Annotated in this window: 24 protein-coding genes and 1 tRNA gene; 13 read left to right on the top strand and 12 right to left on the bottom strand. The window is 68.4% G+C overall.

Annotated elements, in window-relative coordinates:
* The first annotated feature begins 17 nt into the window (after nt 1–17).
* Genes ABD188_RS16285 through ABD188_RS16275 form a run of 3 tightly spaced genes read left to right on the top strand, consistent with a single transcriptional unit; the run spans nt 18 to nt 2988 of the window.
* Nucleotides 18–1313, top strand: coding sequence for an NAD(P)(+) transhydrogenase (Re/Si-specific) subunit alpha (locus ABD188_RS16285; RefSeq protein ID WP_344064655.1), 1296 nt, complete (start codon nt 18–20; stop codon nt 1311–1313).
* Complete coding sequence (locus tag ABD188_RS16280) at nt 1313–1612, top strand: NAD(P) transhydrogenase subunit alpha part 2 (protein WP_344064652.1); 300 nt, start codon at nt 1313–1315, stop codon at nt 1610–1612. The genes ABD188_RS16285 and ABD188_RS16280 overlap by 1 nt, the downstream gene beginning before the upstream one ends.
* Entirely contained in the window at nt 1609–2988 is a 1380-nt protein-coding gene (locus ABD188_RS16275; RefSeq protein WP_344064649.1) for an NAD(P)(+) transhydrogenase (Re/Si-specific) subunit beta, read from the top strand. The genes ABD188_RS16280 and ABD188_RS16275 overlap by 4 nt, the downstream gene beginning before the upstream one ends.
* Before the next feature lie 16 nt (nt 2989–3004).
* Here ABD188_RS16275 and ABD188_RS16270 read toward each other — a convergent pair whose 3' ends face one another.
* Together ABD188_RS16270 and ABD188_RS16265 are read right to left on the bottom strand one after the other, a co-directional pair.
* A complete protein-coding gene (locus ABD188_RS16270) occupies nt 3005–3358 on the bottom strand; it encodes a histone-like nucleoid-structuring protein Lsr2 (protein WP_344064647.1) in 354 nt (117 codons plus the stop codon).
* A 156-nt stretch (nt 3359–3514) separates the two neighbouring features.
* The gene (locus ABD188_RS16265) at nt 3515–4372 is read right to left on the bottom strand and encodes a helix-turn-helix transcriptional regulator (protein ID WP_344064644.1); all 858 of its coding nucleotides are present in this window, start codon (nt 4370–4372) and stop codon (nt 3515–3517) included.
* 116 nt (nt 4373–4488) lie between these two features.
* On the opposite strand from ABD188_RS16265, the gene ABD188_RS16260 reads away from it, so the two are divergent.
* The 3 genes from ABD188_RS16260 to ABD188_RS16250 are packed head-to-tail and all read left to right on the top strand — an operon-like array spanning nt 4489 to nt 8443.
* Nucleotides 4489–6429, top strand: a complete 1941-nt coding sequence (locus tag ABD188_RS16260) for an AMP-binding protein (protein WP_344064642.1) — start codon at nt 4489–4491, stop codon at nt 6427–6429.
* Between the two features lie 44 nt (nt 6430–6473).
* The gene (locus tag ABD188_RS16255) at nt 6474–6824 is read left to right on the top strand and encodes a DUF485 domain-containing protein (protein WP_344064640.1); all 351 of its coding nucleotides are present in this window, start codon (nt 6474–6476) and stop codon (nt 6822–6824) included.
* The gene (locus ABD188_RS16250) at nt 6821–8443 is read left to right on the top strand and encodes a solute symporter family protein (protein WP_344064637.1); all 1623 of its coding nucleotides are present in this window, start codon (nt 6821–6823) and stop codon (nt 8441–8443) included. Before ABD188_RS16255 ends, ABD188_RS16250 begins: the two co-directional genes overlap by 4 nt.
* Nucleotides 8444–8503: 60 nt before the next feature.
* Here the strand turns inward: ABD188_RS16250 and ABD188_RS16245 are convergent, their stop codons facing one another.
* Nucleotides 8504–9058, bottom strand: coding sequence for a methylated-DNA--[protein]-cysteine S-methyltransferase (locus tag ABD188_RS16245; RefSeq protein ID WP_344064633.1), 555 nt, complete (start codon nt 9056–9058; stop codon nt 8504–8506).
* Between the two features lie 173 nt (nt 9059–9231).
* Between ABD188_RS16245 and ABD188_RS16240 the strand changes: the two genes are divergently transcribed.
* Entirely contained in the window at nt 9232–12957 is a 3726-nt protein-coding gene (locus ABD188_RS16240) for an AAA family ATPase (protein WP_344064630.1), read from the top strand.
* A complete protein-coding gene (locus tag ABD188_RS16235; protein WP_344064627.1) occupies nt 12944–13141 on the top strand; it encodes a hypothetical protein in 198 nt (65 codons plus the stop codon). Before ABD188_RS16240 ends, ABD188_RS16235 begins: the two co-directional genes overlap by 14 nt.
* A gap of 30 nt (nt 13142–13171) precedes the next feature.
* On the opposite strand, the gene mscL is transcribed toward ABD188_RS16235, so the two are convergent.
* Genes mscL through ABD188_RS16220 form a run of 3 tightly spaced genes read right to left on the bottom strand, consistent with a single transcriptional unit; the run spans nt 13172 to nt 14566 of the window.
* On the bottom strand, nt 13172–13594 hold the full coding sequence (gene mscL, locus ABD188_RS16230; RefSeq protein WP_344067180.1) for a large conductance mechanosensitive channel protein MscL: 423 nt from the start codon (nt 13592–13594) through the stop codon (nt 13172–13174).
* A gap of 32 nt (nt 13595–13626) precedes the next feature.
* Complete coding sequence (locus tag ABD188_RS16225; RefSeq protein ID WP_344064624.1) at nt 13627–13953, bottom strand: FmdB family zinc ribbon protein; 327 nt, start codon at nt 13951–13953, stop codon at nt 13627–13629.
* 16 nt (nt 13954–13969) lie between these two features.
* A complete protein-coding gene (locus tag ABD188_RS16220) occupies nt 13970–14566 on the bottom strand; it encodes a 5-formyltetrahydrofolate cyclo-ligase (RefSeq protein ID WP_344064621.1) in 597 nt (198 codons plus the stop codon).
* Nucleotides 14567–14671: 105 nt separating this feature from the next.
* On the opposite strand from ABD188_RS16220, the gene galU reads away from it, so the two are divergent.
* The 4 genes from galU (at nt 14672) to ABD188_RS16200 (ending at nt 17273) form a co-directional block, all read left to right on the top strand.
* On the top strand, nt 14672–15559 hold the full coding sequence (galU, locus tag ABD188_RS16215; protein ID WP_344064618.1) for a UTP--glucose-1-phosphate uridylyltransferase GalU: 888 nt from the start codon (nt 14672–14674) through the stop codon (nt 15557–15559).
* A 24-nt stretch (nt 15560–15583) separates the two neighbouring features.
* On the top strand, nt 15584–16213 hold the full coding sequence (locus tag ABD188_RS16210) for a GNAT family N-acetyltransferase (RefSeq protein ID WP_344064616.1): 630 nt from the start codon (nt 15584–15586) through the stop codon (nt 16211–16213).
* A gap of 56 nt (nt 16214–16269) precedes the next feature.
* Entirely contained in the window at nt 16270–17145 is an 876-nt protein-coding gene (locus tag ABD188_RS16205; RefSeq protein WP_344064613.1) for a large exoprotein, read from the top strand.
* Nucleotides 17146–17197: 52 nt separating this feature from the next.
* Nucleotides 17198–17273: transfer RNA gene (locus ABD188_RS16200), tRNA-Ala, on the top strand.
* Nucleotides 17274–17364: 91 nt separating this feature from the next.
* Here ABD188_RS16200 and ABD188_RS16195 read toward each other — a convergent pair.
* From ABD188_RS16195 to ABD188_RS16185, 3 genes are all read right to left on the bottom strand, one after another.
* Nucleotides 17365–17883: an HNH endonuclease signature motif containing protein gene (locus ABD188_RS16195; RefSeq protein WP_344064610.1), complete on the bottom strand. Its 519-nt coding sequence runs from the start codon at nt 17881–17883 to the stop codon at nt 17365–17367.
* Nucleotides 17874–18671: a DUF222 domain-containing protein gene (locus tag ABD188_RS16190; RefSeq protein WP_344064607.1), complete on the bottom strand. Its 798-nt coding sequence runs from the start codon at nt 18669–18671 to the stop codon at nt 17874–17876. Before ABD188_RS16190 ends, ABD188_RS16195 begins: the two co-directional genes overlap by 10 nt.
* Before the next feature lie 73 nt (nt 18672–18744).
* Nucleotides 18745–19476, bottom strand: a complete 732-nt coding sequence (locus ABD188_RS16185) for a hypothetical protein (RefSeq protein WP_344064604.1) — start codon at nt 19474–19476, stop codon at nt 18745–18747.
* A 195-nt stretch (nt 19477–19671) separates the two neighbouring features.
* On the opposite strand from ABD188_RS16185, the gene ABD188_RS16180 reads away from it, so the two are divergent.
* Entirely contained in the window at nt 19672–20253 is a 582-nt protein-coding gene (locus ABD188_RS16180; RefSeq protein ID WP_344064601.1) for a dihydrofolate reductase family protein, read from the top strand.
* 26 nt (nt 20254–20279) lie between these two features.
* Here the strand turns inward: ABD188_RS16180 and ABD188_RS16175 are convergent, their stop codons facing one another.
* From ABD188_RS16175 to ABD188_RS16165, 3 genes are read right to left on the bottom strand one after another with little or no spacing between them, the layout of a single operon-like run.
* Nucleotides 20280–22064 carry a DUF5605 domain-containing protein gene (locus tag ABD188_RS16175; RefSeq protein WP_344064598.1) on the bottom strand — a complete coding sequence of 595 codons (1785 nt, stop codon included), beginning with the start codon at nt 22062–22064 and terminating at the stop codon, nt 20280–20282.
* 17 nt (nt 22065–22081) lie between these two features.
* Nucleotides 22082–24907, bottom strand: a complete 2826-nt coding sequence (locus ABD188_RS16170) for an alpha-L-rhamnosidase (protein WP_344064595.1) — start codon at nt 24905–24907, stop codon at nt 22082–22084.
* Nucleotides 24904–26421, bottom strand: a complete 1518-nt coding sequence (locus ABD188_RS16165; protein WP_344064592.1) for a glycoside hydrolase family 43 protein — start codon at nt 26419–26421, stop codon at nt 24904–24906. The genes ABD188_RS16170 and ABD188_RS16165 overlap by 4 nt, the downstream gene beginning before the upstream one ends.
* Nucleotides 26422–26427: the final 6 nt, after the last annotated feature.

Raw genomic sequence — 26427 nt, 5'->3', positions numbered from 1 at the left:
GGCGGGAACGAGGAACTGTGCCGGTCGTCGTACGCGTTCGAGCCGAACGCTCGCCGGGTGAGAAGCGCGTCGCCGCGAGTCCCGAGAGCGTGCGCAAGCTGGTCGCCATCGGCGCCGCTGTCGAGGTCGAGTCAGGTGCGGGTGCTGATGCACTGGTGTCGGATGCCGCCTACCGCGACGCCGGTGCGACGATCATCGAGCCGGGCACACCGCTCGCCGACGGCATCCTCTTCCATGTCCGGCCCCTGACACCTCCGGAACTCGCCGCGCTGCCTGCGGGCACGGTCACGATAGGGGTCGACGATCCGTTCCAGCACTCCGATTCGGTCGTCGCTGCGCGTGATGCCGGCGTCACATCCTTCGCCCTGGACCTGCTGCCGCGTATCTCGCGGGCGCAGTCCATGGACGTGCTCTCGTCGCAGTCGCTGATCGCGGGGTACCGGCTCGTGACGCTCGCCGCCGATGCGTTCGGGCGCATGTTCGGCATGACGATGACGGCCGCCGGGACCCTCGCTCCGGCCCGGGTGCTCGTGCTCGGTGCAGGCGTCGCGGGGCTGCAGGCGATAGCGACCGCCAAGCGGCTGGGCGGCGTCGTGTCGGCGAACGACGTGCGGGCGGCATCCGCCGACGAGGTGCGCTCGGTGGGCGGCACGTTCATCGACCTCGACCTCGGGACTGCTGACGCGTCCGGCGGGTACGCGAAGGAGCTCGCCGAGGACCGGGCACGCCGTCAGCAGGAGCTGCTCGCGCCGCATGTCGCGGCATCCGACATCGTCATCACCACCGCGGCGGTGCCGGGGCGCGCGGCGCCGCGGCTCGTGACGGGCGCCATGGTCGCCGCGATGAAGCCGGGCTCGGTGCTCGTCGACCTCGCCGCCGACTCGGGCGGCAACATCGAGGGCTCGGTGGCAGGCGAGCGACGCGCGGTGGCCGTGGCCGGAGGAATCGCGACCCTGATCGGAGCCCGCGACATCCAGTCGGATCTCTCGCCGGATGCGTCGAAGCTCTACGCGATGAACTGCGCCAACTTCGCTGCGCTCATCGTGAAGGAAGGAGAACTCGTGCTCGACTTCGCCGACGAACTGGTCGCGGGCAGCGCCGTCACACACAACGGCCGCATCGTGAGCGAGCGCGTGGCCGCTGCGCTGCCGGTCCCGGTCCCTGAGCTTGTCGAAGGGCCAGAGCCCGCCCCGGTCCCTGAGCTCGTCGAAGGGCCAGAGCCCGCCCCGGTCCCTGAGCTTGTCGAACGGCCAGAGCCCGCCGCGGTCCCTGAGCTTGTCGAAGGGCCACAGACCATCGAGGAGCGTGCCTGATGGATGCCTTCGCACTCATCACGATCACGATCCTCGCCGTATTCCTCGGTTTCGAGGTCGTCTCGAAGGTGTCGAGCACACTGCACACGCCGCTCATGAGCGAGGCCAACGCCATCCACGGCATCATCCTGCTGGGCGCGATCATGGTCGCCGGCCAGGCGGAGGATCCGCTTGCGCTCGCCCTCTCGATCCTCGCGGTGCTGCTGGCGACCATCAACGTGGTGGGCGGTTTCGTCGTCACCGACCGCATGCTCCTGATGTTCTCCGCCAAGCCGCGCCGGACGGAGGTGGGATCGTGAAGCTGCTCCCTCCCGAGGTCGTCACAGTCGCCTACATCGTGGCCGCGGTGCTCTTCATCCTCGCCCTCAAGGGTCTCGGCAACCCGCGCACCGCCCGTCGCGCGAACCTGCTCGGCGCGGCGGGCGCCGCCATCGCTGTGCTCGCCTACCTGTTGAGCGTCGACGTGCGCAACCTGGGCTGGATCGGCATCGCCGTCGCAGTCGGCGCCGTGATCGCGGTCTTCGCCGCACGCCGGGTGCAGATGACGCAGATGCCGCAGCTCGTCGCCGCCTTCAACGGCGTCGGTGGTGGGGCGGCCGCGCTGGTGGCGCTCGTCGAGGCCGGTCATGGTGAGAGCCCGTGGACTCTGAGCGTGGTCGCGGTGACCGTGCTCATCGGATCGGTATCGCTGACCGGCTCGTTCGTCACGTTCGGCAAGCTGCAGGGCATCCTCACGACGCGGGCAGTGACCTTCGCAGGGCTGCGGATACTCATGGTGGCGCTGGTGTTGGCCGCGGTGGCGATGGGAACGGCACTCGTCCTCACCCGAGACCCGCTGTTCGCGATCGCCCTGGCGACCGTCGGCCTCGTGCTGGGAGTCCTTCTCGTGCTGCCGATCGGCGGCGCCGATGTGCCGATCGTGATCTCGCTGCTGAACGCCTTCACCGGACTCGCGGTCGCGGCATCCGGTCTCGTGCTGGCGAACGTGCTGCTGCTCATCGCGGGCACGCTCGTCGGGGCGAGCGGAACCATTCTGACCATCGCTATGGCGAAGGCGATGGGCCGCACCGTCACGGGGATCGTCTTCGGCGCGTTCCGGGCTGGCGTGGCGAGCGGCGACAGCGCCGACGCGGCCGATCGGCCGGTGCGCACGATGGACGCCGACGACGTCGCGATCCTGCTCGACTACGCGCAGCGCGTCGTCATCGTGCCCGGCTATGGCCTTGCCGTGGCGGGAGCTCACCACGCCGCTGCCGAGCTCGCCGAACTGCTCGAGGCACGCGGCGTCGATGTCGTGTTCGGCATCCATCCCGTGGCGGGTCGCATGCCCGGCCACATGAATGTGCTTCTCGCCGAGGCCAATGTGCCGTACGAATCACTCGTCGAAATGGATGAGGTCAACCCGCGTTTCAAGACGACCGACCTCGTACTGGTCGTGGGTGCGAATGACGTGGTGAATCCGGCGGCCAAATCGTCGCCGGGATCGCCCATCTACGGCATGCCGATACTCACCGTGGGCGACGCGCAGCAGGTGGTGTTCCTGAAGCGCTCGCTGAACCCCGGCTTCGCGGGCATCGAGAACGAACTGTTCTACGACCCCAAGGTGTCGATCGTGCTCGGCGATGCGAAGCAGACCCTGACGAAGATCCTCGCGGCGGTCAAGACGACGGCCTGAGCCGGCAGGTCGCGCGTCAGTGCGCGGCTTCGTACGCTTCGAGAACGGATGCCGGAACCCGGCCCCGCTCCGAGACCTCGTACCCGGTGGACTTCGCCCACGCGCGGATCGCGCTGTAGTCCTGCTGCCCCGTGCGCCGGCGCCTGCCCGACGACCCACCGCCGGAACCGTTCGAACCGCGTGACGAGATCGATCGCCCCGCGCTGACATAGGGGGCGAGTGCCTCGCGCAGTGCGCGGGCGTGGTCGTCGGTGAGGTCGATCTCGTACGCGACTCCGTCGATTGAGAAGAGGACGGTTTCGCCGGCGCCGATTTCGAGGATGGTGCCGTCGAGGTCATCCACCAGTTGATGCACAATTCTGCGAGCCATATGCGCAACAATACGCCGAATGAAGACCGTATTGATGCCCATTGCGCATGACGTGGAATTCGGATGACGACGCGATAATCGGCGGATTGCGGCATCCGGATCCCAACTTCGGACGGATTGCCGAAATTCGGTCAGCGCGTTTACGGTGGCGACGAATCAGGGGAGGATGCCGGCGCGGCGAGCTTTGGCGACGGCGGCGTGACGGGTGGATGCCTCGAGTTTCGACATCGCCGACTGCAGGTATGACTTCACAGTGCCTTCCTTCAGCGACAAGCTCGACGCGATCTCGGCATTCGTCGACCCGAGAGCGACCCGGGCGAGGACGTCGGTCTCGCGGGGCGAGAGCGCGATGCCGTGGTCCACGGGTCGTCCCGCGCCCTCGTTCGACAGCGCGGCACGGCGCTGCTCGAGCACCTCGAGTCGTCGACGCACGTCATCATCCGTGACGACGGCAGCGATGCTGCGCAGCTCGGCGTAGCTCTCGCGCAGCTCCTCACGCGCGACGGCGTCCAGGCCCGGCTCACCTGTGGCCGCTGGCGCCAGCGAGACCCGGCGCTCGACCTCGTCGCGGATGCGCAACTCGGTCGCGAGCGTTCCGGCGACGGCGAATGCGGGCCGGGCGATGACGTCACCCACCGACACCTGGGCCCACGTTCCGCAGTAGAGCACGCCGCGCGCGGTTCCGGTGACGATCACCGGGATCGCGAAGAGCGTCACGATGCCCTCGCCCAGCACCGCGCGATCGTAGTCGTGCGTGATGTTGCGCGACGTGCGGTAATCCAGGGCCAGCCGCGGGCGCTTCTCGACAAGCGCCCGGCCGCCGAGTCCGCGGTCGGCGTGGACGATGAGTCCGTGCAGATTCCGCGTTCGGGTTCCGACGGTCGCGGTCACTTCGACCGCGCCGTCATGCTCGATTCCGCCGAACGCGAGGGGGAACTGCGACTGCCGGGCGAGGTCCGCAACGGCACGTTCGATGAGGCGAGCGTCGCTTTCGGTACCCGTCTGTGCGGCCACCCACTACCTACTTCCGGGGGTGACGGCCTCGTCGCCGCCTTTCGTAGCGTCGACCATACCACCGTGACCGGCGAAGTCGCTCGGCCGGATGGAACGGTTTCGAAGGAGAAACGCCCATGGTCGAATACGCCCCGGAGTGGAGACGCAGCCTCGACGATCCCACCTCGTTCTGGCTCGATGCGGCATCCGCCGTCGACTGGACGGTCGTGCCGCAGCGTGCCGTCGACCACCACGGCGACGAATGGACGTGGTTTCCCGACGCGGCTCTCAACATGACCGTGAACTGCCTGGACCGTCACATCGACGCCGGACGTGGTGAGTACGTCGCCCTGCGCTATCACTCGGCGATGACGGGGACGCGGAAGGACTACACGTACCGGCAGCTCCGCGACCGAGTGGCGGAGTTCGCGGGCGCCCTCGAGGATCTCGGCGTCTCACGCGGCGACCGCGTGCTGCTGTACCTGCCGATGACTCCCGAGGCCGTCATCGCGATGCTCGCCTGCGCGCGCCTCGGGGCGATCCACTCCGTCGTCTTCGGCGGCTTCGCTGCGACGGAGCTCGCCGTGAGGATCGTCGACGCCCGGCCCTCGGTGGTCGTGACCGCTTCGGGCGGTCTGGAGCCCGGTCGGGTCGTGGAGTATCTGCCGATCGTCCGCAGGGCGCTCGAGGCAGCGCCTGGAATCGTGCGCACGGTCGTCGTCCGCGATCGCGCAGCCGTTCCCGGGTCCGCGGCTTCGATGACCGGCTCGGTCGACGGTGTCCGTTGGTGCGACTGGGACGAAGCGGTCGCTGCCGCAACGCCGGCGCCGGCCGTGCCGGTCGTCTCGTCCGACCCGCTCTACGTGCTGTACACGTCAGGGACGACGGGCAGCCCGAAAGGGATCGTGCGAGACACCGGCGGGTACGCGGTTGCTCTCGCCTGGGCGATGCGCAACATCTACGACGTCGGTCCTGGCGACACGATCTTCACGGCATCGGATGTCGGGTGGGTCGTCGGGCACTCGTTCATCGTCTACGGGCCACTGCTCGCGGGTGCGACGACGGTTCTCTTCGAGGGGAAGCCGGTCGGGACCCCCGACGCGGGGGAGTTCTGGCGAATCGTCGACGAGTACCGCGTGAAGACGATGTTCACCGCGCCGACCGCGCTGCGTGCGATCCGGCGTGTCGATCCCGACCTGGAGGAACTGCCTGACGGTGCCCTGCGGACGCTGCGGACACTGTTCCTCGCCGGTGAACGTCTCGACCCTGAGACGTCGCGTTGGGCGAACGACGGACTCGGTGTGCCGATCGTCGACCACTGGTGGCAGACCGAGACCGGTTGGCCGATCTGTGCGAACCCTGTCGGGCTCGAGGTCCTCCCGGCGAAGGTCGGTTCGACAGCCGTGGCGATGCCCGGCTACGACGTGCGGATCCTCGACAGCAGGGGCCGGGATGTCACCGGCACCGGTCCGGGTGGATCCACTCCGGAAGGGAACATCGCGCTGCGCGTGCCGTTGCCGCCGGGGACGCTGAAGGGCGTGTGGGGAAGTCCCGGCCGCTTCCGTGACGCCTACCTCTCGGCTTTCCCCGGCTTCTACGCCACGGAAGATGCGGGGCACATCGACGAGGACGGCTACGTGTTCGTGATGGGCCGCACCGACGACGTGATCAATGTTGCGGGGCATCGCCTCTCGACCGGCTCGCTTGAGGAGGTGCTGACCATTCACCATTCAGTCGCCGAGTGCGCGGTCATCGGGGTCCACGACGAGCTGAAGGGGCAGCGCGCCGCGGGATTCGTGACGCTCAAGGCCCACGAGCACGTCGACCACGACCAACTCCAAGCAGAACTGGTCGCCCTGGTGCGGGAGCACATCGGACCCGTCGCGGCGTTCCGCGACGTCACGATCCTCGATCGGCTCCCCAAGACCCGCTCGGGCAAGATTCTCCGCAAGACGATGCGGCAGATCGTCGACGGAGAGCCCTACAAGATCCCCGCCACCATCGAGGACCCCACAGTCCTCGATGCGCTGGTCTCCGCCGTTCGCAGCGGAGCCGGCACCCCCCAGAAAGTCCGCTGAGCACCCTCGACGGCAGCTCGCACGAAGGCAAGGAGGCCTCAACAATGTCCGAATCACCTACCGAAACCGCCCCGCCGGGCGGCGTCGACTACCTTTCGGAGGAGGCGACGCCGAGATTCCAGGAACTGAAGCGCAAGCACCGCAGCTTCGTCTTCCCGCTGTCCGTCGCATTCCTGCTCTGGTACTTCGCCTACGTGCTCCTCTCGTCGTTCGCATCCGAGTTCATGGCCCAGCGGGTGTGGGGCGACATCACGCTCGGCCTCCTGCTCGGGCTCGGTCAGTTCGTGACCACGTTCGGAATCACCATGTGGTACGTGTGGTACGCCAACCACACACTCGACCCGATCTCGGCGGACATCCGTGACGATCTCGAGCGTCAGGAGGCGGGCGTATGAACGACATGTTCGGCGCAGTCCACACGGCCGTCGAAACGGTCGAGAACAACCCCGTCCTGAACATCTCGATCTTCGCGGCGTTCGTCGCGGTGACCCTGTTCATCGTGATCCGGGCGAGCCGCAACAACAAGACCGCGGCCGACTACTACGCGGCCGGTCGCTCGTTCACCGGTCCGCAGAACGGCTTCGCGATCTCGGGCGACTACCTGTCTGCCGCGTCGTTCCTGGGCATCACCGGGGCGATCGCGATCAACGGGTACGACGGGTTCCTCTACTCGATCGGGTTCCTCGTGGCGTGGCTCGTCGCGCTGCTGCTCGTGGCCGAACTGATGAGGAACACGGGCAAGTTCACGATGGCCGACGTGCTGTCGTTCCGCCTGAAGCAGGGTCCGGTGCGCATGGCGGCGGCGATCACGACGCTCGCGGTGTGCCTGTTCTATCTGCTCGCGCAGATGGCCGGTGCCGGTGGACTCGTCTCGCTGCTGCTCGGCGTCAACGACAAGCTCGGCCAGTCGATCGTGGTCGGTGTTGTGGGAATCCTCATGATCATCTACGTGCTGGTCGGCGGGATGAAGGGCACCACCTGGGTGCAGATCGTCAAGGCATTCCTGCTCATCGGTGGCGCGATCGTCATGACGGTCTGGGTGCTCGCGATCAACGGCTTCAGCCTCAACACGCTGCTGGAAAGCGCTGTCGCGGCATCCGTCACGGATCCGCAGGACGCGATCCTCGGCCCCGGCCTGCAGTACGGCAAGAACCCGTGGGACTTCATCTCGCTCGCGATCGCGCTCGTACTGGGCACGGCGGGTCTGCCGCACGTGCTGATGCGCTTCTACACGGTTCCGACCGCGAAGGAAGCCCGTCGCTCGGTCGTCTGGGCGATCTGGCTCATCGGCATCTTCTACCTCCTCACCCTCGTGCTCGGCTACGGCGCCGCGTCGCTGGTCGGACCGGAGAAGATCCTGGCCTCGCCCGGCGGTGTGAACTCCGCGGCCCCCCTGCTCGCACTGGCGCTCGGGGGACCGTTCCTGCTCGGGTTCATCTCCGCGGTCGCGTTCGCAACGATCCTCGCGGTCGTCGCCGGCCTGACGATCACGGCAGCAGCGTCGTTCGCGCACGACATCTACGCGAACGTCATGAAGAAGGGGAACGTGCCACCCGACGGAGAGGTGAAGGTCGCACGGCGCACGGTCATCGTGATCGGCGTGCTGGCGATCATCGGCGGGATCGGCGTGCAGGGCCAGAACATCGCCTTCCTGGTCGCGCTCGCCTTCGCGGTGGCCGCATCGGCGAACCTGCCGACCATCCTCTACTCGCTGTACTGGCGCCGGTTCCGCACCCGCGGAGCCGTGTGGAGTATGTACGGCGGCCTCGCTGCTGCCGTCATCCTGATCTTCCTGTCACCCGTCTTCTGGGGCACGGAGACGAGCGTGTTCAAGAATGTCGGAGTGGCGATCTGGCCTCTGAACAACCCCGGCATCCTGTCGATCCCGATCGGGTTCTTCCTCGGGTGGCTGGGCTCGGTCGTCGGCGGCACGCACGAGAACAAGACTCTGGCGGCCGAGATGGATGTGCGCTCGCTCTCCGGCTACGGAGCCGAGAAGGCGACGAACCACTAGATCGGTGAGTTGTGCGGCCCCGGGGCTCCAGACCCCGGGGCCGCACGGCGGGCGGACGGCCTACTCGTCCGCGCGCGCGTCCTCCTTCGCCTGCTCGAGGTCGACGAGGAACTTCTTCACTTCAGGGTGTCCGCCGTATTCGCCCAGCGAGCCGTCGGATCTCACGACCCGGTGAACCGGCACCACGATCGAGAACGGCGTCGTCGCGCACGCCGTGCCGACGGCACGAGCGGCACGCGGTCTGCCTGCCGTGATCGCGACCTCGCCGTAGCCGGCGGTCTCGCCGTACGGGATGTCGCAGACGGCTTCGAGCGCCGCACGCGTGAAGCCGCGCACCAGCCGCCAGTCGAGCGGCAGGTCGAATTCGGTGCGGGCGCCGGAGAAGTACTCGTCGAGCTGCGAGGCGGCGGCGGTCGCGGCCTCCGTCTCGTCGTGCTCGGGAGTCGACCCGAGCCGCTGCGCGAGATTCTGCAGTTCGGCGTCGACTTCTCCGTGAACGGGATGGAGGGTGACGATGCCCTCGGCTGTCGTCACGATCAGGATGTCGCCGATCGGCGAGGGGTGGAGGTGGAAACGGGTCACGGCCCCCGTGTTGACAAGACCAGCTGTGCTCATGCGACCATCCTCGCGCCCTGCAGCACAGCGCCAGTCCGACCGGGGCCCAGCTGTGCAACACGGACGGAGATGCCCCGCTGGGGAGGAAGGGCTGATGGCGCGGCGTGTCTCAATACTGCGAAACTCGGGTCGGCTGCCGGGGCGGCGGGACGACCCCGCCTAGTCTGGCTCGTGTGTGGCGAGCAGATGGCACCGCCGTGGTCGGCGAAGACGGGGTCGAGTCCGGACCCGTGGTGACCCCAGGTGATCTGGGGCTTGCCGATCCGGACGTGTCGGTGAGCCATATCGCCGACCCAGAGCGAGACCGGATGCGGCGGCGGACCGCCGCGCTGGGCGGCAGGTCGACCCTGCTGCACTTCTCGGATGCCGCGGATGCCTCGATCGAGATCACCAAAGCCCATCCCGGCAGTCTTCCGCAATTCATCACCGGGCGTTCCACGCTGCTGTCGAACCTGTTCCGCGATGAAGTGGCCCTCCGCACGGCCCGCATCGCGGCCGAGCGGATCACCGCGAAGAACCTCGAGCTGCGGACCACGCGAGGGCTCGAGCCCGTGCATCTCGCGGTGGGCCTCGCCTCGTGGCGGATCGGCGGCATGGTGTGCAGCGCACCCGTGCTGCTGCGCCCTCTCGCGATCCGGCGCCATCATGCGGACTTCGAACTGAAGCTGCACGGCGAGTTCGTCGTCAACCCTGAGCTCGTCCGGGCCATGCACACGCACTTCGGCATCGAACTCGACGGAACCGCTCTGGCCGCGCTCGCCCATGCCGACGGGGTGTTCAAGCCGCAGCCGGTCATCGATCAGCTGCGGGCGGCCGCATCCACGATCGCGTCGTTCACCGTTCACCCCCGTCTGCTGGTGTCGAGTTTCGCCGACGTCGGCGTCGCGATGGCGCGGGATGCCGCTGACCTCGACCATCCGATCCTCAACGCGCTCGCCGGTCACGCGGACGACCGCGCGGCCCTCGGCACGGTGCGCCCCGCGCCGCCCATGGCGAGCCCTGACGAGCGGCCGCCCGCCGCCGACACGCTGCTTCTCGACGCCGACGCGGAGCAGGAGGCGGTGCTCGCGAAGATCGTCGCGGGGCAGTCACTCGCGGTGCACACCCTGCCGGGCACGGGGGGAACGCAGACCGTCATCAACGCGGTCGGCGCGCTCGTGCGCGATGGGAAGCGGGTGCTCGTCGTGAGCGCCCGCCGCTCGACGCTCGAGGGCGTCCGTCATCGGCTCGCCGCGATCGGCCTGCCGGGGCTCGCCGTGTCACCGCGTCAGCTGCAGCGCGATCTGATCCGCGCGATCGGTCGCAACGAGAAGGCCGAACAGCCGAAGATCGCCGACGTCGACGACGCGCTCGTGCGCCTGCGCGGCGTGCTGCGGGACTACCGATCCGCGGTCACCACGCGGCATCCGTCACTCGGTGTGTCGGTCCTGGAGATCCTCCGCGCCCTCGCGCGTCTCGCCGACGAGGGCCGATCGCCCTCGACCAGCGCCCGGTTCAGCATCGGAACGCTCGAGCTGCTGGCCCCCGCCCGCACCGAGGCGGCCGCAAAGCTCGCGGCCGCCGCCCGGCTCGGCGAGTTCCGCTTCGGCCCCGACGACTCGCCCTGGTACGGGGTCACATTCGCGACGACCGAAGCCGCCCGCACCGCACATGCCCGAGCCGCGAAGCTGCACAAGCACGACGTGCCATCGATCCTCGAGCGCGGCTATCAGCTGATCGCCCAGACCCGCATGCGACCGTTCCAGACCATTGCAGAGCTGAACGCCTACGTCGCGCTGCTGCAGGGCATCCGCGACTCGCTCGACCGGTTCAGCCTGACGGTCTTCGAACGTCCGCTCGGCGATCTGATCCAGGCCCACGCACCGCGACGGGACGCCTCGACGATGAGCGGCGCGAACCGCCGGCGGCTGCGCCGGCTTTCGCGGGAGTACGTCCGGCCCGGAGTGCACGTGCCCGACATGTACGAGGCCCTCGTGCGCATCCAGCAGCAGCGCACCGAGTGGCAGCGCCACGTCGATGCCGGGGTGACGCCCGAGGTGCCGATCGGCCTCGCCGACGTCCACGTGGCCTGCCAGCGCGTTCAAGCCGACCTCGCCGAGCTCGACACCGTGCTCGGTCGCACCGACGCCGATCGGCTGTCGATACTGCCCGTGGCCCAGCTCGTTCGCACCCTCGCGGCGCTCGCGGCGGATTCCGAGGTCTTCGACAACCTCGTTGAGCGGGCGACGCTGCGCACCGAACTCGCGGCGCTCGGCCTCGGGCCGCTCCTTGCCGAGCTGTCTGTCCGGCACGTGCCCGAGGAGCGGGTTGCCGCCGAGCTCGAATTCGCGTGGTGGCAGTCCGCGCTCGAGCACCTGCTGCGGGGAGATCGGGCGCTGCTCGGTGCGAACACCTCGGTGGTCGATCGCCTCGAGCGCGATTACCGGCTCGTGGACGAGGCCCACGCCGGCGCATCCGGTCCCCTCCTCGCCGCACAGCTCGCGACCCAGTGGCGCATCGGCATCGTCGATCAGCCTGAAGAGGCGGCGGCGCTCAAGCGCACCCTCAAACGCGGCGCGGTGACCCCCGCCGAGATCGCGGATGTCGCACCCGCGCTGCTGCGCACCCTCGCTCCCGTGTGGCTGGCGTCGCCCTACGACGTGCCCGACATCCCATCCGCCCCGGCATTCGACGTCGTGATCATCGCGGATGCCGCAGCGCTGTGCGTCGCCGAGGTCGCACCCGCGCTGCGCCGGGGGAGTCAGGTCGTGGTGTTCGGTGACCCGGTGACGCAGAAGCCCACGCCGTTCCGCGTCGGCGCCGGGACGGCAACGGACGACGAAGAGCCGGAAGACCCGTTCGACGAGACCAGCGTCTTCGAGCGCCTGGCCGAGCTGCTGCCGGTCGAGACCCTCACGCGAAGCTACCGAGCGGGCGGCGAAGACCTCGCCGAGCTCGTCAACGACGCGTTCTACGGCGGCGAGCTGGTGTCGCTGCCGTGGGCCGGTTCGTATCTCGGACGCGGCAGCCTCAGCGTCGACTACGTCGAGGGCGGCACGGGAGCCCCCGACCCCGTGACCGGCGCCGTCGAGAGCCCCGAGGCCGAAGTGCAGCGCGTGGTCACCCTCGTCGTCGAGCACGCCGTCAACCGCGGCTCGGAGTCGCTGATGGTCGTCACCGCCAGCACGAGACATGCCGAGCGGATCAGAGCGGCCATCGAGGCGGCGTTCGCCGGCAGATCGGATGTCGCCGACTTCGTCTCGCGCGACACTGCCGAGCCCCTCGCGGTGCTCACCCTCGAGGAATCCGTCGCCGAGAGCCGCGACCGCGTGATCTTCTCCCTCGGATTCGGGCTCACCAAGCACGGTCGCGTGCTCAGCGACTTCGGCGACCTCTCGACGCCCGACGGCGAACGGCTGCTGACGGTCGGAATGACACGCGCCCGCCGGTCGATGGTGATCGTCTCATCGATCCGCCCCTCCGCCTTCGACGACGGCCGCCTGGAATATGGTGCTGCGACGCTGATGGGGATCCTCGGCGGCATCGCGGCCCGCAGGCGCGACTCCCGGCTCGAAGACCTCTCCGACCCGCTCACCCTCGCACTCGCGCGGGAACTGCGTCGCCTCGGCGTCTCGGTCGACGTCCACTATCGCGGTCTGCTGCCTCTCGTCGCCCAGTTCGAGGGCAGAGCTGTCGTCGCCGAGAGCGATCCCGAGACGATCGGCGAATCGCTGCGCGAGTCGCTGCGACTGCGCCCGCAGATCCTTCGGCGCCTCGGCTGGCACTACGTGCGCGTGCACTCGTTCGACCTCTACAGCGATCCGGCCGCGGTGGCCGCGCGGATCGCCGCGATGCTCGGCGTGCCGCCGGAGGCGCCGCGGGTGGAGACCGACACACAGCCCATCGATGTCTTCGAATGACCGCCAGCACATCGAGCGCGTCGCCGGCTCACGCCGTGCGCGCCTGACACCTGCGCCGGGAACGGCGCCCGAGCCCGTGCCGTCGGAGGAGACCGAGGATGCCGCGCCCGTCGAGGGGGACGCGGCATCCGGATCCGGTCCGAACGACGAGCGCATGCGGCGGGACGTGCCCCCGCACTATTGACACGGACCCGCGGACGGGATGTAGCGAGCGCTACACCTTCGTGGCGGGCGGCTGCTGAGCGAGCAGATCGCGGATCTGGACCAGGAGCTCCGCCTCGGTCGGCAGCTGCGGCTCTTCGTCGGCCTGCGTCAATCCCGCTTTGGCCGCGGCACGCTCCTTCAGCCGGTTCATCGGAACCACGAACACGAAGTAGACGACGATGGCGACGGCGAGGAAGGCGATGATCGCGTTGATGAGATCGCCGATCGGGAATGTGACCGGGCCCCACAGCCCATTCACCGTGATCCCGATGGTGCCGTTCTCGTCCGGCTTCCAGAACAGCGCGATGAATGGGTTGATGATGCTCGAGACGATCGCTGTGACCACGGCCGTGAACGCCGCGCCGATGACGACCGCGACGGCCAGATCGATGACGTTTCCCCGGAGGATGAACTCCTTGAAGCCCTGGATCATGTGATGCTCCTCATTGTCTCCGGCCTCGCCGGTCACGAACCCGTGGATGCGGGCGAGGCCTTCGCCTCTGACTTCCATGATGTCGAAGATGACGTGGAATCGCTACCGGAGGACGACGATGACGAGGAGGAACCGGCATCCGTCGACTTCTTCTCGCCGGCTTCCCGAGACTTCGTCTCGCCGGCGCGCGAGTCGGTGCGGTAGAACCCCGACCCGTTGAAGGTCACGCCGATCGAGCCGTACTCCTTGCGAAGCGGTCCGCCGCACTCGGGGCACTCGACGAGGGCGGGATCGGCGAAGGACTGGACCGCGTCGAAGCGGTGTCCGCACTCTTTGCAGGCATAGGCGTAGGTAGGCATACGGTCTCTCGGGGAGTCAGCGCCGGACGGGCGCGAGGATGACGGTCTGAGTGGGCGTCACGACGCCGGTGACCGGCTGGTCGTGGATGTCGCTGGGCACCTCGTCGACGACTTCGGAGTCGAACACGACCCCGTAGACCGGCGGGCAGCGCTCCATCGAGCCGATCGTCTTGTCGAAGTAGCCGCGCCCCCAGCCGAGCCGCATGCCGCGGCGATCGATGGCTGCGGCGGGGATGATGAGCAGGTCGACGTCGTTCACCGCGATGGGCCCGAGGACATCGCCGACCGGCTCGGGGAGGCCGAAGAGCCCCTCGGCGATGTCGCCGTCCGGGGTGGCGACCGACCAGTCGAGCAATCCGTCCGCGCGGGTGATCGGAAGGAGCACCCGGATGCCGCGATCGACTGCTGCGGCGACGAATTCTCGTGTTCCGGGCTCGGTGTTGGTGGAGAGAAAGCACGAGATGGACCGCGCTCGCAGCCGTTCGACGAGTGCATCGAGCTGGTTGCGGACTCCGTCGGCGGCGGCATCCCTCGCGGTCTGCGACATGACCTGTCGACGCTCTCGCAGCTCGGCGCGCATGGCACGCTTGGCATCGGCGATCGCGTCGGACATGGGTCGATTCTAGGCGGCGGTGGTCGCCGGTGCGGTCGTCGGCCCTGCCCTCCGTGGCCACAGTCTCGTCATCTGGCCTTAACACGGCCCAAGTAGAGTTGCGCCATGCCAGACAAAAGCTTCAAGGCCGTTATCCCTGCAGCCGGACTCGGCACGCGCTTCCTTCCCGCCACCAAGTCCGTGCCGAAGGAAATGCTGCCGGTCGTCGACAAGCCCGCCATCCAATACGTCGTGGAAGAGGCCGTTCAGGCCGGCATCACCGACATCCTGATCATCATCGGGCGCAACAAGAACAACCTGTCGAACCACTTCGACTCTGTTCCCGAGCTGGAGAGCAACCTGATGCGCAAGGGCGATCAGGAGAAGCTCGCCAAGGTGCAGCACTCGTCGGACATGGCCGACATCCACTTCGTCCGCCAGGGCGAGCCCAAGGGCCTCGGCCACGCCGTGTTGCGCGCGAAGTCGCACGTCGGCGACCACCCGTTCGTCGTCATGCTCGGCGACGATCTGATCGACGAGCGCGACGCCCTGCTGACCACGATGCTGGCGGTGCACGAGCGGACCGGTGCTGCGGTCGTCGCGCTGATGGAGGTCGACCCCGCGCACATCCACCTTTACGGCGTCGCCGTGGCGGAGAAGACCGACGACCCCGGCGTCGTGAAGATCACGGGCATGGTCGAGAAGCCGAAGCTCGAGGACGCACCGTCGAACCTCGCCGTGATCGGACGCTACGTACTGGCGCCGTCGGTCTTCGACGTGCTCGAGCACACCGAGCCCGGGAAGGGCGGCGAGATCCAGCTCACCGACGCACTCCAGGAGCTCGCTGCCGACTCCGACGGACCCGGCGTGTACGGCGTCGTATTCAAGGGGCGTCGCTATGACACCGGCGATAAGGTGGACTACATCAAGGCCATCGTGCAGCTCGCGGCCGATCGAGAAGATCTTGGCCCCGATCTGCGTCCCTGGTTCAAGGAGTTCGCGGCGACACTCTGACGCCGCCTGTACGAGGGGGGTCATGTGGACCTGACGGCTCCCCGTCGACACGGACAGGTCTCCCTTCGGCTCGTCCGTCAACGCGACGCGCGCGTGCTGCAGCAGGAGCTGCTGTCCAATCGCGCCTGGCTGCGGCCATGGGAGGCGACCAGCCCCGACGGGCCGGTCTCGTTCGACATGCGGATGGGCGTGCGGCGACTGCTGCAGCAGTATCGCGACGGTTCCGGAGTGCCCTTCGTCATGGAGCACGACGGCGAAGTGGCGGGGCAGCTCAACGTGTGGGGCATCGCGCGCGGCTCGCTCGCGTCGGCGACGATCGGCTACTGGGTCAGCAAGCGGTTCGCCGGGCGTGGCATCACGCCGACCGCGGTGGCGCTCGCCACCGACATCTGCTTCTCGGAGCTGCGGATCCACCGCATGGAGATCTGCATCCGGCCCGAGAACCTCGCGAGCCTCCGGGTGGTCGAGAAGCTCGGCTTCCGCTACGAGGGTCTGCGTCGGCGGTACATCCACATCGACGGCGACTGGCGCGACCACTATGCGTTCGCCCTGGTGAGCGAAGAGGTGCCCGAAGGGGTCCTGCAGCGGTGGATCGACGGTCGAGCTCCGCAAGAGGCGGCCACCGTTCCGCCGGCCGACAGGTTGCACGCCTAGCGCGACACGCGACAGGATGCCGGGGCTCCGGCACCCCGTCGCTTACCGTGGGTGGCATGGGCGGGCAGGTGCTGGGCGGGGGAGTGATCGTGCTCGTCGCCGTGTTGCTGTGGCTCGTGTATCTGCTGCCGTCGTGGCACAGCCGGCGTCAGTACGACGCAGCCGAGCGCAACGCCGTGCGTCTCAACCAGGCACTGCGCGTGCTGGCCGAGACGAACGAGTCTCCTGAAGAGGTGCGGCTCGAGCTGAATGCGCGCACCGCGCTGGCGCAGCAGAGGCTCGCTCGCCGGGCGCTGGCCGAGCGGGAGCAGACCGCCCTCGAAGGGTCGCGGATCGCACTCGAGCAGGCGCGCAACGAACGGGCTGCCGCGCGCTTCACTCCGGTCGCCCGCCGCACGAGGGCTCGGCGCCGCACACGACTGACGCTCACCGTCCTCGGGCTCTTGTCGGTGGGAGTCGCGGTGTGGGGCGGATTCGAGGTCGTCGCGACCGGATCGCAGGTGATGCTGTGGGCGGGAGTAGCGGGCGCCCTCGTGGCAGGTCTTGCCGTGCGGCGCATGTCGCGCATCGGCGCACGATCGGTTGCGAAGACGACGGATGTCGCGCCCCCTGTCGTCGCGGCGTTCCTGCAGGATGTGCCGCTGAGCGGGGATCGAAAGAAGTGGGCTCCGCGAGACCTGCCTCGTCCGCTCACCGCGTCGGCGGGCTCGCGTGCGGCGATGGTGCTGGATGCCGAAGCCGAGCGCGATGCGCTGCGGCAGGTGACGGTCGAGGAGGAGATGCGCCGCCGTGCGGAGGCTCAGCGTCCGCCGTCGATCGTTGCGGCGCGTGCTGCGAAGGCTTCGGAGTTCTCTCGCATGGGCGTCGTCGACGATGCAGAGATCGAAGCGCACGTCCGCGAGCTGCTCGCGCGCCGCGCCGTGGGCGAGTGACTTCGGCGTCTCAGCAGGCCTCCCGAGCCGTGATAATCTAACGGAGGTTCACGGGCCTGTGGCGCAGCTGGTAGCGCACCTCGTTCGCATCGAGGGGGTCAGGGGTTCGAGTCCCCTCAGGTCCACCAACCGAAAACGCCTGGTCAGATCAGATTCTGACCAGGCGTTTTGCCGTTCCTTGGCCAGCAATGCACCGCTGACCCGGGCGGGCCGATTCGATCAGAACGGTGCAGGTTCTTCAACCCCCGCAGGCAGGAACACCGGAACCCGACGCTCGGGCTCGACGCGATATCGACGGCCGGTGGGCGATGTCCAGAGAACCGCGCCGCCGCTGCCCTCGATCTGCTCCACGCACCATCGGCCGTGGTGCTTCACGATGTGATGACCCTTGCAGAACGGCGTGAGATTGGTCAGCGCGGTGATTCCGCCGCGTTCCCAGGCGAGATTGTGATCGATCTCGCATCGGGATGCGGGAATGTTGCATCCGGGAGCCATGCAGGTCTCTGCTCGCCACTTGACCAGCCGTCTCAGCTCCGGAGGAGGGCGGTAGCGCCTGCGACCGACCGAGAGCACCATCCCGGTTTCGGGATGCGTGAGCACCCGCATCCACCCCTCGGCGCTGCCGCACAATTCTCGAGCACGGCTGAGCGGGATCGGTCCGATCCCCTCGACGGTTGCGAACCGATCGCCGGCGCCGTCGACGTCGAGGAGAGCGAGGGCGGGGACGGTCACCACCACGGTGGCCCGAATGCCCTGCGCGCTGGCGGAAGAGCATCCGTGACGCCGTCGATGAGGATGTCACCGAAAACGTCAGCACGGAGCTGGTCGAGAGTGCGGGTCTCTTCGGGCTGGGCCGCCAAGACCTTCGCCTGTGCGTTCATCCGGTTGTGGATCGCACGCGCCTCCACCGCCGGGATGAAAGCATGAAGCCAGGCCATGCCGTCTTCCGCAGGTTCGAAGACGACTCGCCTCGCATCCACCGCCCGTTCGTGCCGTTCGGTGATCGTGATCGACCGGACGGATTCGACCAGGTTCCGGAGCTTGCGACGGAACGTTCCGAATGGCTCGGACTCGGCGAGCGCCACCGCCGGCTCTAGCAGCTTCTCGTGGAACTCCGGCTCGACCGCATCCAGTGCCTGGGCGAGATGCACCGCGTGGCGCTGTGTCATCCGCGCACCGCCGAGCGATGCCAGCGCGGCGGGATAGCGGTTGACGAGGGCATCGGCCTGGGCGAGCAGCTGCCCAGCCGCAGACTCTGTCATTCCCAGCGCCGCGGCGAGTTCGAGCCGCACCGATCGCTCTATCACCTCGGTCAGTTGATAGCCGTGCCGAGCGGCGTCGCGCAGCGCGTCGCGGCGCATGAACTCGACCCGCTCGAGACGCTGCGCGGCGAACACCGACATCATCGTCTCTGCTTCGACGACCAGGTCGACGGAATCGACCACGGCCGGGACTGCGAGATCGTCCCAATCCCCATGAGCGTCGTCCGGAGGGGAATCCTCGAAGAACTCGGCGTTGCTGCTCATACCCAGGACTTTAGAACATACCTCCGACATTCGGTCGGGGCAGAGCAGCGCTCGAATGACCGACGATGACGCCTCAGCCGGCGGCGATGTCGAGCGAACTCAGGATCCGGCGAAGCGTCTGATACAGCTCGGTGTCCATGAAGGCTTCAGCATCGGCAGCCGTGGCGAAGGAGATGACCGCACCGGCCTCATCGGTCGGGAGCGCGGCGTACGCATCGGGGTCAGCGGCCTGATCGACCGGATCGGGCAGCGGCTGGAGCGCGCGCCACGAGATGATGCCGAGGCTCTCGGTCGGCACGAAGCCCCAGTCGGTCCCGCACGCTTCGGTGGGGCTCACTGCGTCGGGCGGTACGAGCTGAAGTTCCGTGACAACCCCCGCGGGCGCGTCGACGCTCTCGAACCAGATGTGACCGGGCGCGCTCGCGGGATCGGCGGTGTCGAGCAGGGCATAGGGATACAACGGCGACATCACTTCGCACCCGGGGCCGCCGATGCCGCCGATCTGCACGTCGAGTCTGATCCTCGCGACGCCGTCTGGATCGAGGATCGTGTAGGTCGGGACATCGAGCCCGGTGGCGTACGAGGTGGTGCTGCCGACTAAGACACTCCAGCCCGCCGGCAGCTCCCAGGCCGCGGACTGGTCGGGTGTCTGGTAGCTGACCCAATCGACAGTAGGCGTGGGTGTGGGCGTCGCGCTCGGCGTGGGCGAGGCGCTGGCTGCGGCATCCGTCGTCGCACTCGGACTGCCGGGTCCGCTGGCGCACCCTGCGAGCGTGAACGCGATCACGACCGTCGCGGTCGCCATGGCACGTGCGGACCATCCACGTTTCGTACGCATCCGCACGCTCCCCAGCGTCGATTGCCGCGATCTTGCGTGGCTGGAGCATATCAGCGCCGATTTCCTGCGTGCACAGCCGAGCACGTGCTGCCCGCTGCCGGCCGATTGAGCGACAGCCCGCGAAACTCTACTGTGAGGGCATCCCGAAGGCGAGGAGCGACCATGGGCAAAGTTGTCATGTACAGCTCGGTGTCAGTAGACGGCTTCATCGCGGACGAGAAAGACCAGCCGGGACCGCTGTTCGACTGGTTGCTCAGCGGTGACGTGCCGTTGGATGACAGTGGCGTGCTGAAGGTGTCGCAGACGTCCTACGACTACACCCGACCGTACTGGGACCAGATAGCCGTGACGATCGTCGGCCGTGACGTGTTCGACATGACGGACGGCTGGGACGGGAAGCCCCCGAGCGGGGTCGACCACGTGGTCGTCGTGACACACCGGCCGAAGCCGGAGGGCTGGGACCCCGACGCGCCGTTCCACTTCGTCGAGGGGGTCGAGGCAGCCGTGGCCAAGGCGCAGGAGCTCGCAGGTGATCGCCTGGTCGAGGTCGCCGCCGGTGAACTCGGTGGCCAGGTGCTTGCCGCAGGCCTGGTCGACGAGGTGCGCATGGACGTCGTGCCCGTCGTGTTCGGGTCGGGCAAGCGCTACTTCGGGTCGGTCGACGCACAGCACCTGTTGGAGGATCCTGACGTCGCGATCCAGGGCAACCGGGTGCTTCACCTGCGCTATCAGGTGCGTCGTTGACGGACTGAGCGGGTGCGCGAAGGAGTTCAGGCGACGCGGATGGCGCGCACGGCCATGAACTGACGTCCGGGCAGCTCGACGCGCACGGCACCGGAATGCGTGCCCTCGAGCGGCTCGATGGTCAGGTTCCACGTGTCGATCACTTCGACGGTCCAGTCGCCCTCGGGCAGCATGACGTTGCGGAACCTCGGCCGGTTGAACCCGAAGTAGCCGACGATGTGCTGACCGGCGACACCGCCCCAAGGCACATCCCAGTCCGACGGCAGCGGGTCCCAGACGCCATCCGGCGCCTCGGCGAGCAGCATGTCGAGGAAGCCGATGCGTGCGGGGGAGGTGCCGTACAGCTCGCCGCCCTTGGCCCACCACAGCACCTCGGAATCGTCGCCCGCGGAGCTCGAGACATCCGTCGCACCGCCGGCGGCGACGGGAAGGTACGTCTCGCCGTGCCCGACATAGCCACCGCGGACCGCGCCCTCCCAGAACCGGCGCACCATCTCTTCGCCGGTGATGTTGCCCCAGCCCTGGTCGATGTCGCCCTCGTAGGCGCATTCGTCGATCACGACGGGCTTGCCCCAGCGCTCGCGCCACTCGTCGGTGTTCTCCGCCGTGCGGTAGACGTCGACGCGTTGCACGCTCACATGCGTGATCCACGGCTTCGAGTAGTCGTAGAAGGGACGGCAGTTGTGGATCGAGTTGAGGTGCGCGAAGGGATCCTCCTCGCCGACGACCGATGCGAGGCGCTCCCAGTCGGCTTCGTCCTTCGACCACAGCAGGTCGTACTCGTTGGCCATGGACCACCAGACGTTCGCGTACGCGGCGAGGCGCCGCACGACGTATCGGAGGTAGCGCTCGTCGACAGCGGGTCCGAGGTCGGCGAATCCCCAACGGTCGTAGGCATGGAAGAGGATGAGATCCGCCTCGATGCCGAGCTCGCCGAGCTGTTCGATTCGCTTCTCGAGTCGTCGGAAGTGATCCACGTCGAATCGCTCGAGGTCGAATCCATCGGCGATCGACCCGGGAAAGATGAAGTCACCGGGCTCGTTCGAGTTGTAGAGGTAGGACTTCGGAAAGAGACACATCCGCAGCTTCGTGAACGGCGCATCGGCGAGGGTGCGCAGCGTCTGCTGCTGAAGCTCTTCGGGCTGGTGGGTCCAGGCGTATGCCGTGGTGCCGAGGGGGCGGTGCCGCGTGCCATCGGCATGACGGAAGTGGAGTCCGTCGACGCGGACCGGGCCGTGGCTGCCCGCGCGCGGACCGACCACCGTGACCGTACCTTCGATGCCGTCGAGCGACCGAGCCGTCGAATGCGTCACGAAGGTCCACTCGCCCTCCACATCGGCGAGGGCGCGGATGACGTACGCGCCATCTCCGTCGTAGAATCCGCCGACGCGCAGCTGTTCGCCGCCGCGGGTGAACACGGCGTCGAGCTCGACATCCACGAACGGATTGCCGTGCGACGGGCCGTCCAGCCGGATCTCCACGGCATCCCACCGCGGGACGGGCGCGGGCAGGATGACGGATGCCGAACCCTGGGGCACATCCTCGCCCTCGTAGGACGGGTCGGGGTCGATCGCGGGCGCGTACGGCGGGCGACTGACATCATCGCCGACCTCCGCCAGAGCCGCCCACATCTTCGCGCGCTCCGCAGGATCTTCGAGCGTCGGAGCAAGCGCGATGAGCGAGCCCAGTCTGCCACCGCGGAACTGCGTCGCCATCGGGGACGCAGCGATCCCGGGCAGGTAGCGCTCGAGGATCGCGCGGGCGGCGGGGTTGTCGAGGGCTTCGCCGAACGTGGAGGCGCGATCGAACATCGGGAATTCCTTGTCTTTCAGGAGGTGGCTGCGCGGACGGCCTCGTCGACCTTGGCGAGCACGTCCGGCGGGGTGAACATGAGTGCCGCGCTCAGCGGGCGACCGGCGCCCCACACGGTCTCGGCGCGAACGGACTCGGCACGGGCCGGGTCGATCTCGGTGAGGGTGTCGAGCAGCGCCCGGTAGGCGCGGGGGTCGTCGATGATATCGGCGAGGGATGCCGCGAGCCCTGGCAGCGGTCCATGGGCCGACTTCGCGGGCGCCGGGATGCGCCACTCGTGCGTTCCGGAACCGGCCTCCGACCCTTCGATCGCCTCAGCGACCGGGACTCCCGGCAGGTCGACGATCGCGGTCGTATTGGGCGGCACCACAGCCCGGACCACGACATCCGATCCATCACGGTGCCATGCGACCGATGCCTCGCCGTACGGCGTGAGGTGGCGGGCAGAGGCGTGGTCGAGCCCTTCGAGCGGGCGCGGCGCGATTCGCAGTCGCGCGTACCCCGGGGCATCCGGTGCGAGGCCGGCGACGATCCGGTGCAGCCAGTCGGCGACGGCGCCCAGCGCGTAGTGGTTGAACGACGTCATCTCGCCGGGGTTGACCGACCCGTCGGGCAGCAGGCTGTCCCAGCGCTCCCAGACCGTCGTCGCTCCCATCGTCACGGGATACAGCCAGGACGGGCACTCGGTCTGGAAGAGCAGTCGCTCGGCGGCATCGACGTGCCCGGCAGCGCTCAGGGCATCGGTGACGAGCGGTGTGCCGACGAACCCGGTGGCGATGCGGTACCCGCCTTCGCGGACGAGCACTGCAAGACGATCCGCCAGCCGCTGGCGCAGTTCGGGATCGGTGACGAGACCGAACTCCAGGGCGAGAGCGTACGCAGTCGGGGCGTCGCTCATCATGCGACCACCCGGCGTCACGTAGTGCGAGACGAAGGCCTCGCGGCTGCGCTCGGAGTAGGCGGCGTACTTCTCGGCGTCCTCGTCGAAACCGAGGAGCGCTGCGGCGTCGGCGACCTGGCGAAGCGACTGGGCCAGGTAGGCCGTCGCCACGATGTCGCTGTCGACCTTCGCCTGCTGTGGCTTGTCCGGCGGAGCGGACGGGTCGAGCCAGTCGCCCAACTGCATGCGACCCGCCCACGGACCGTGGTGTCCCGCATCCCGCAGCACGGCGTCCGCCCAATCCCGCATGCTGGCGTACTGCGCCTCGATCACGCCCAGGTCGCCGAACCGGGCATGGAGGACGGTCGGGACGGCGGTGGCGGCATCCCCCCAGGCGGCTGTCGGTCCGAGACTGCCGAACGAGGGAAGCGCTGCGGGGATCACGAGCGGGACTTCGCCGTCGTTGCGCGCCTGCTCGTGGGCGAGGTCGCGCAGCCAGGACGTCAGGAACCCGTCGGAGTCGTACAAGAAGCTCGCCGTCGGTGAGAAGACCTGGATGTCGCCGGTCCAGCCGAGTCGTTCATCCCGCTGCGGGCAGTCGGTCGGGATCGAGAGGAAGTTGCCGCGCATTCCCCAGACCACGTTCTCATGCAGTTTCGTGATCATCGGATCGGATGCCTCGAACCAGCCGGTGCGCGTCATGTCGGTGTGCAGCACGACGGCTTCGACGGCATCCGCCTCGATGTCGGCGCCGGTGATCTCGGCATAGCGGAAGCCGTAGAACGAGAAGCGGCTCTCGAGCACGTCGTCGGCGCCCGACAGGTCGAACGTCGCCGTCGCCGTGGCATTGCGAAGCGGCCGGATGGCGAGCTCGCCCTCATCGAGCACTTCGGCGTGACGGATCACGACCTGCTGGCCGCGCTCGCCACGCACCCGCACGCGCAGCCGGCCGACGAGGTTCTGCCCGAAATCGAGGATGCGGCCCCTCGAAGGCGTCTCGATCACCTCGGCGACCGAGAGTGACTCGATGCGTCGCACCGGGGCGGCGATACGCGGTTCGGGAACCGGGACGTTCTCGTAGCCGGGGAGCGCGGCAGCCCCCACCCGGACGGGCTGCCAGGTCGAGTCGTCGAACCCGGGTGCCGACCAGCCCGGCAGGCTGACGCGCATATCCTGGTGCTCGCCGGCGTAGATGCCGCTGTCGACGACGGGGCCGTCGCCGAGTGCGCGCCACGTGTCGCCGGTTGCAGCCACCGTCTCGGTGGTGCCGTCCGCGTACGTGACGCGAAGCTGCGCCATGAACGAGGGCTGTGTGCCGTACAGACGATTGGTGAAGGTGAAGAAGCCGAACTTCTCGGTGTACCAGGCGCCGGCGACTGTTGCGCCGAGCACGTTCTCGCCCTCGTGGACCAGTGCCGTCACATCGACTGTCTCGTGGATCAGCCGGTCACGGTAGCTCGTCCATCCGGGGGAGAGGATCTCGTCCGACACGACCGAGCCGTTGAGCTCTGGCTCGGCGACACCGAGCGCCGTCCAGAACAGGAGCGCCCGGTCGACGGGCTGCGAGACCGTGAAGGTCGTGCGCACCAGCGCGGGCTGCGCCTCGCGGGACGCGGCGCCAAGTCCGATGGGCTCGGCGGTCCATTCGCCGTCGGCCAGGAACCCCGCCTCGATCCGCAGCGGCTCGCTCACACCGGTGTCGCCGCCGGCCGTCGAGCGAACCCGGACCGTGATGTCACGGCTTTCGCCGGGCGCGAGCGGTGCGAACGGCCAGGCGATCAGAACGCTCGCTCGGCCTTCGATCGCGGCGGTCTGCGTGCCATCGCTCACTTCGGCGCTCGCCTGCACCCAGCCGGGCTCGTCCGATTCGATCGTCCAGCTCAGTCGAGGGGTCGGGGTGGCGACGAATGCGGTGTCGTCACGGAGTTCGGCGCGCAGCGTTGCGACTCGGGCGTTGCTCATTCATCGTCTCCTTCGGCGATCCAAGATTGAAACGATACATGGCCCGTCACGGCGTACGCGCCGATGACCCGCCCCGTGAAGGACTCCGTCGTCTCGGACGACAGGAAGCGACCGTCCACCTGCGCGAGTTCAAGTCGTTCGCCGTCCGGCTCGGCAAATCCGAGGTGGAAGAAGTCGCTGGTGCGAGTGAACCCCTCGCCGCCGGCCTGGACGGAGTCGATGAACAGGTCGATCACCTCGCCCGCGTAGGTGCCGGTCCATTCCTGACGCAGTCCGCCGATGACGGCGCGCGCCGTCACGGTGCCGCTGCCGGCCTCGATCTCGACGTGGAAGCGCTCGTCGTAGCGCACCGCCAGTCCGCCGACGCCGGAGGAGGCATCCGCCCGCACCGTGACGGCGTTCGTGAGGTGCTCCTGTCGGCGTCCGAGGAAGACCGGATGCGAGTCGTCGAGGGTCGAGCCGTCGCCGTGCAGCGTGAGCCAGCCGGGCCGGCTCGCGAGGTCGGCCACAGCCGCGGTCGGGCGACGGATCGCCAGCCACTCGCCATCGAGCTCTTCGTCCGGCGAGAACTTCACGTCGACCCGCGTGCCCGGCCGCGGATTGAGCAGCACCGGATCGATCGTCGGCCAGCCGTTGTCGTGCCAGTGCACGGGCGTGACGAAGGTCTCGCGTCCGAGGGCGGAGAACGCCCGCGTCATGCTGCGGGGGCGGACACCGAGCAGGATGCAGAACCACTCGCCGTCGGGCCCGATCACGAGGTCGCCGTGACCGGTGTTCTGCACCGGGCGGATGGTCGAGCGCGCCGAGACCAGTGGGTTCTGCGGGGCGGTGTCGAACGGGCCCTCGGGCGAGGAGCTGCGGGCGATGCTGATGCTGTGGCCGCGCTCGGTGCCGCCCTCCGCGATCATGAGGTACCACGTGCCGTCGACCTCGTAGAGATGCGGCGCCTCGGGGAACTGCCCGCCCGTGCCCGACCACAGCGAACGGGGCTCTTCGAGCGCGATGTGATTCTCGAGGTCGACCTTCACCTGAAGGATGCCGAGGTGCGTGCCGAGCTCGGGTCCGCTCAGGATGAGGCCCGAATAGGTGACGTACACGTTGCCGTCCGCGTCCCACGCGATATCGGGATCGATGCCGTTGACACTCCCGGCGCCGTCGGCGCTGAGGAGGAGGTCGCCCTCGCTCCACGGGCCTGCGGCATCCGTCGCCGTGAAATGCAGCATCCCGCGACCCATCGCCACCGTGATGACGAGGTGGAACACCCCGTCGTGGTGCCGGATGGTCGGCGCCCACACCCCGCCCGCGGTCGGCACGTCGGCGATTCCGAAGACTTCGGGCGTCGCGCCGACGTGGCCCAGGAGCTCCCAGTTCTCGAAGTCGCGTGAGCGATGGATCGGGATGCCGGGCAGGTACTCGAAGCTGGATGTCGCCAGGAACCACTCCTCGCCGACCTTGACGACGCTCGGGTCGGGGTGGAACCCGTTCAGCACGGGGTTGTAGAGGGTGGTGCTCATGGCGTT

The sequence above is a fragment of the Microbacterium pumilum genome (genome assembly GCF_039530225.1).
Lineage (GTDB): Bacteria > Actinomycetota > Actinomycetes > Actinomycetales > Microbacteriaceae > Microbacterium > Microbacterium pumilum.
Note: the sequence above shows the minus strand (reverse complement) of the source record. Positions and strands in the feature narration are given on the sequence as shown.

Excerpts from the sequence above, each read along its gene's own strand:
- ABD188_RS16205 (WP_344064613.1), top strand. The coding sequence starts at position 16,270 with ATGGGCGGGCAGGTGCTGGGCGGGGGAGTGATCGTGCTCGTCGCCGTG.
- ABD188_RS16170 (WP_344064595.1), bottom strand. The coding sequence starts at position 24,907 with ATGAGCAACGCCCGAGTCGCAACGCTGCGCGCCGAACTCCGTGACGAC.
- ABD188_RS16165 (WP_344064592.1), bottom strand. The coding sequence starts at position 26,421 with ATGAGCACCACCCTCTACAACCCCGTGCTGAACGGGTTCCACCCCGAC.
- ABD188_RS16190 (WP_344064607.1), bottom strand. The coding sequence starts at position 18,671 with ATGAGCAGCAACGCCGAGTTCTTCGAGGATTCCCCTCCGGACGACGCT.
- ABD188_RS16220 (WP_344064621.1), bottom strand. The coding sequence starts at position 14,566 with ATGTCCGACGCGATCGCCGATGCCAAGCGTGCCATGCGCGCCGAGCTG.
- ABD188_RS16185 (WP_344064604.1), bottom strand. The coding sequence starts at position 19,476 with ATGGCGACCGCGACGGTCGTGATCGCGTTCACGCTCGCAGGGTGCGCC.
- ABD188_RS16255 (WP_344064640.1), top strand. The coding sequence starts at position 6,474 with ATGTCCGAATCACCTACCGAAACCGCCCCGCCGGGCGGCGTCGACTAC.
- ABD188_RS16245 (WP_344064633.1), bottom strand. The coding sequence starts at position 9,058 with ATGAGCACAGCTGGTCTTGTCAACACGGGGGCCGTGACCCGTTTCCAC.
- ABD188_RS16270 (WP_344064647.1), bottom strand. The coding sequence starts at position 3,358 with ATGGCTCGCAGAATTGTGCATCAACTGGTGGATGACCTCGACGGCACC.
- galU (WP_344064618.1), top strand. The coding sequence starts at position 14,672 with ATGCCAGACAAAAGCTTCAAGGCCGTTATCCCTGCAGCCGGACTCGGC.
- ABD188_RS16180 (WP_344064601.1), top strand. The coding sequence starts at position 19,672 with ATGGGCAAAGTTGTCATGTACAGCTCGGTGTCAGTAGACGGCTTCATC.
- ABD188_RS16235 (WP_344064627.1), top strand. The coding sequence starts at position 12,944 with ATGTCTTCGAATGACCGCCAGCACATCGAGCGCGTCGCCGGCTCACGC.
- mscL (WP_344067180.1), bottom strand. The coding sequence starts at position 13,594 with ATGATCCAGGGCTTCAAGGAGTTCATCCTCCGGGGAAACGTCATCGAT.
- ABD188_RS16250 (WP_344064637.1), top strand. The coding sequence starts at position 6,821 with ATGAACGACATGTTCGGCGCAGTCCACACGGCCGTCGAAACGGTCGAG.
- ABD188_RS16260 (WP_344064642.1), top strand. The coding sequence starts at position 4,489 with ATGGTCGAATACGCCCCGGAGTGGAGACGCAGCCTCGACGATCCCACC.
- ABD188_RS16280 (WP_344064652.1), top strand. The coding sequence starts at position 1,313 with ATGGATGCCTTCGCACTCATCACGATCACGATCCTCGCCGTATTCCTC.
- ABD188_RS16225 (WP_344064624.1), bottom strand. The coding sequence starts at position 13,953 with ATGCCTACCTACGCCTATGCCTGCAAAGAGTGCGGACACCGCTTCGAC.
- ABD188_RS16175 (WP_344064598.1), bottom strand. The coding sequence starts at position 22,064 with ATGTTCGATCGCGCCTCCACGTTCGGCGAAGCCCTCGACAACCCCGCC.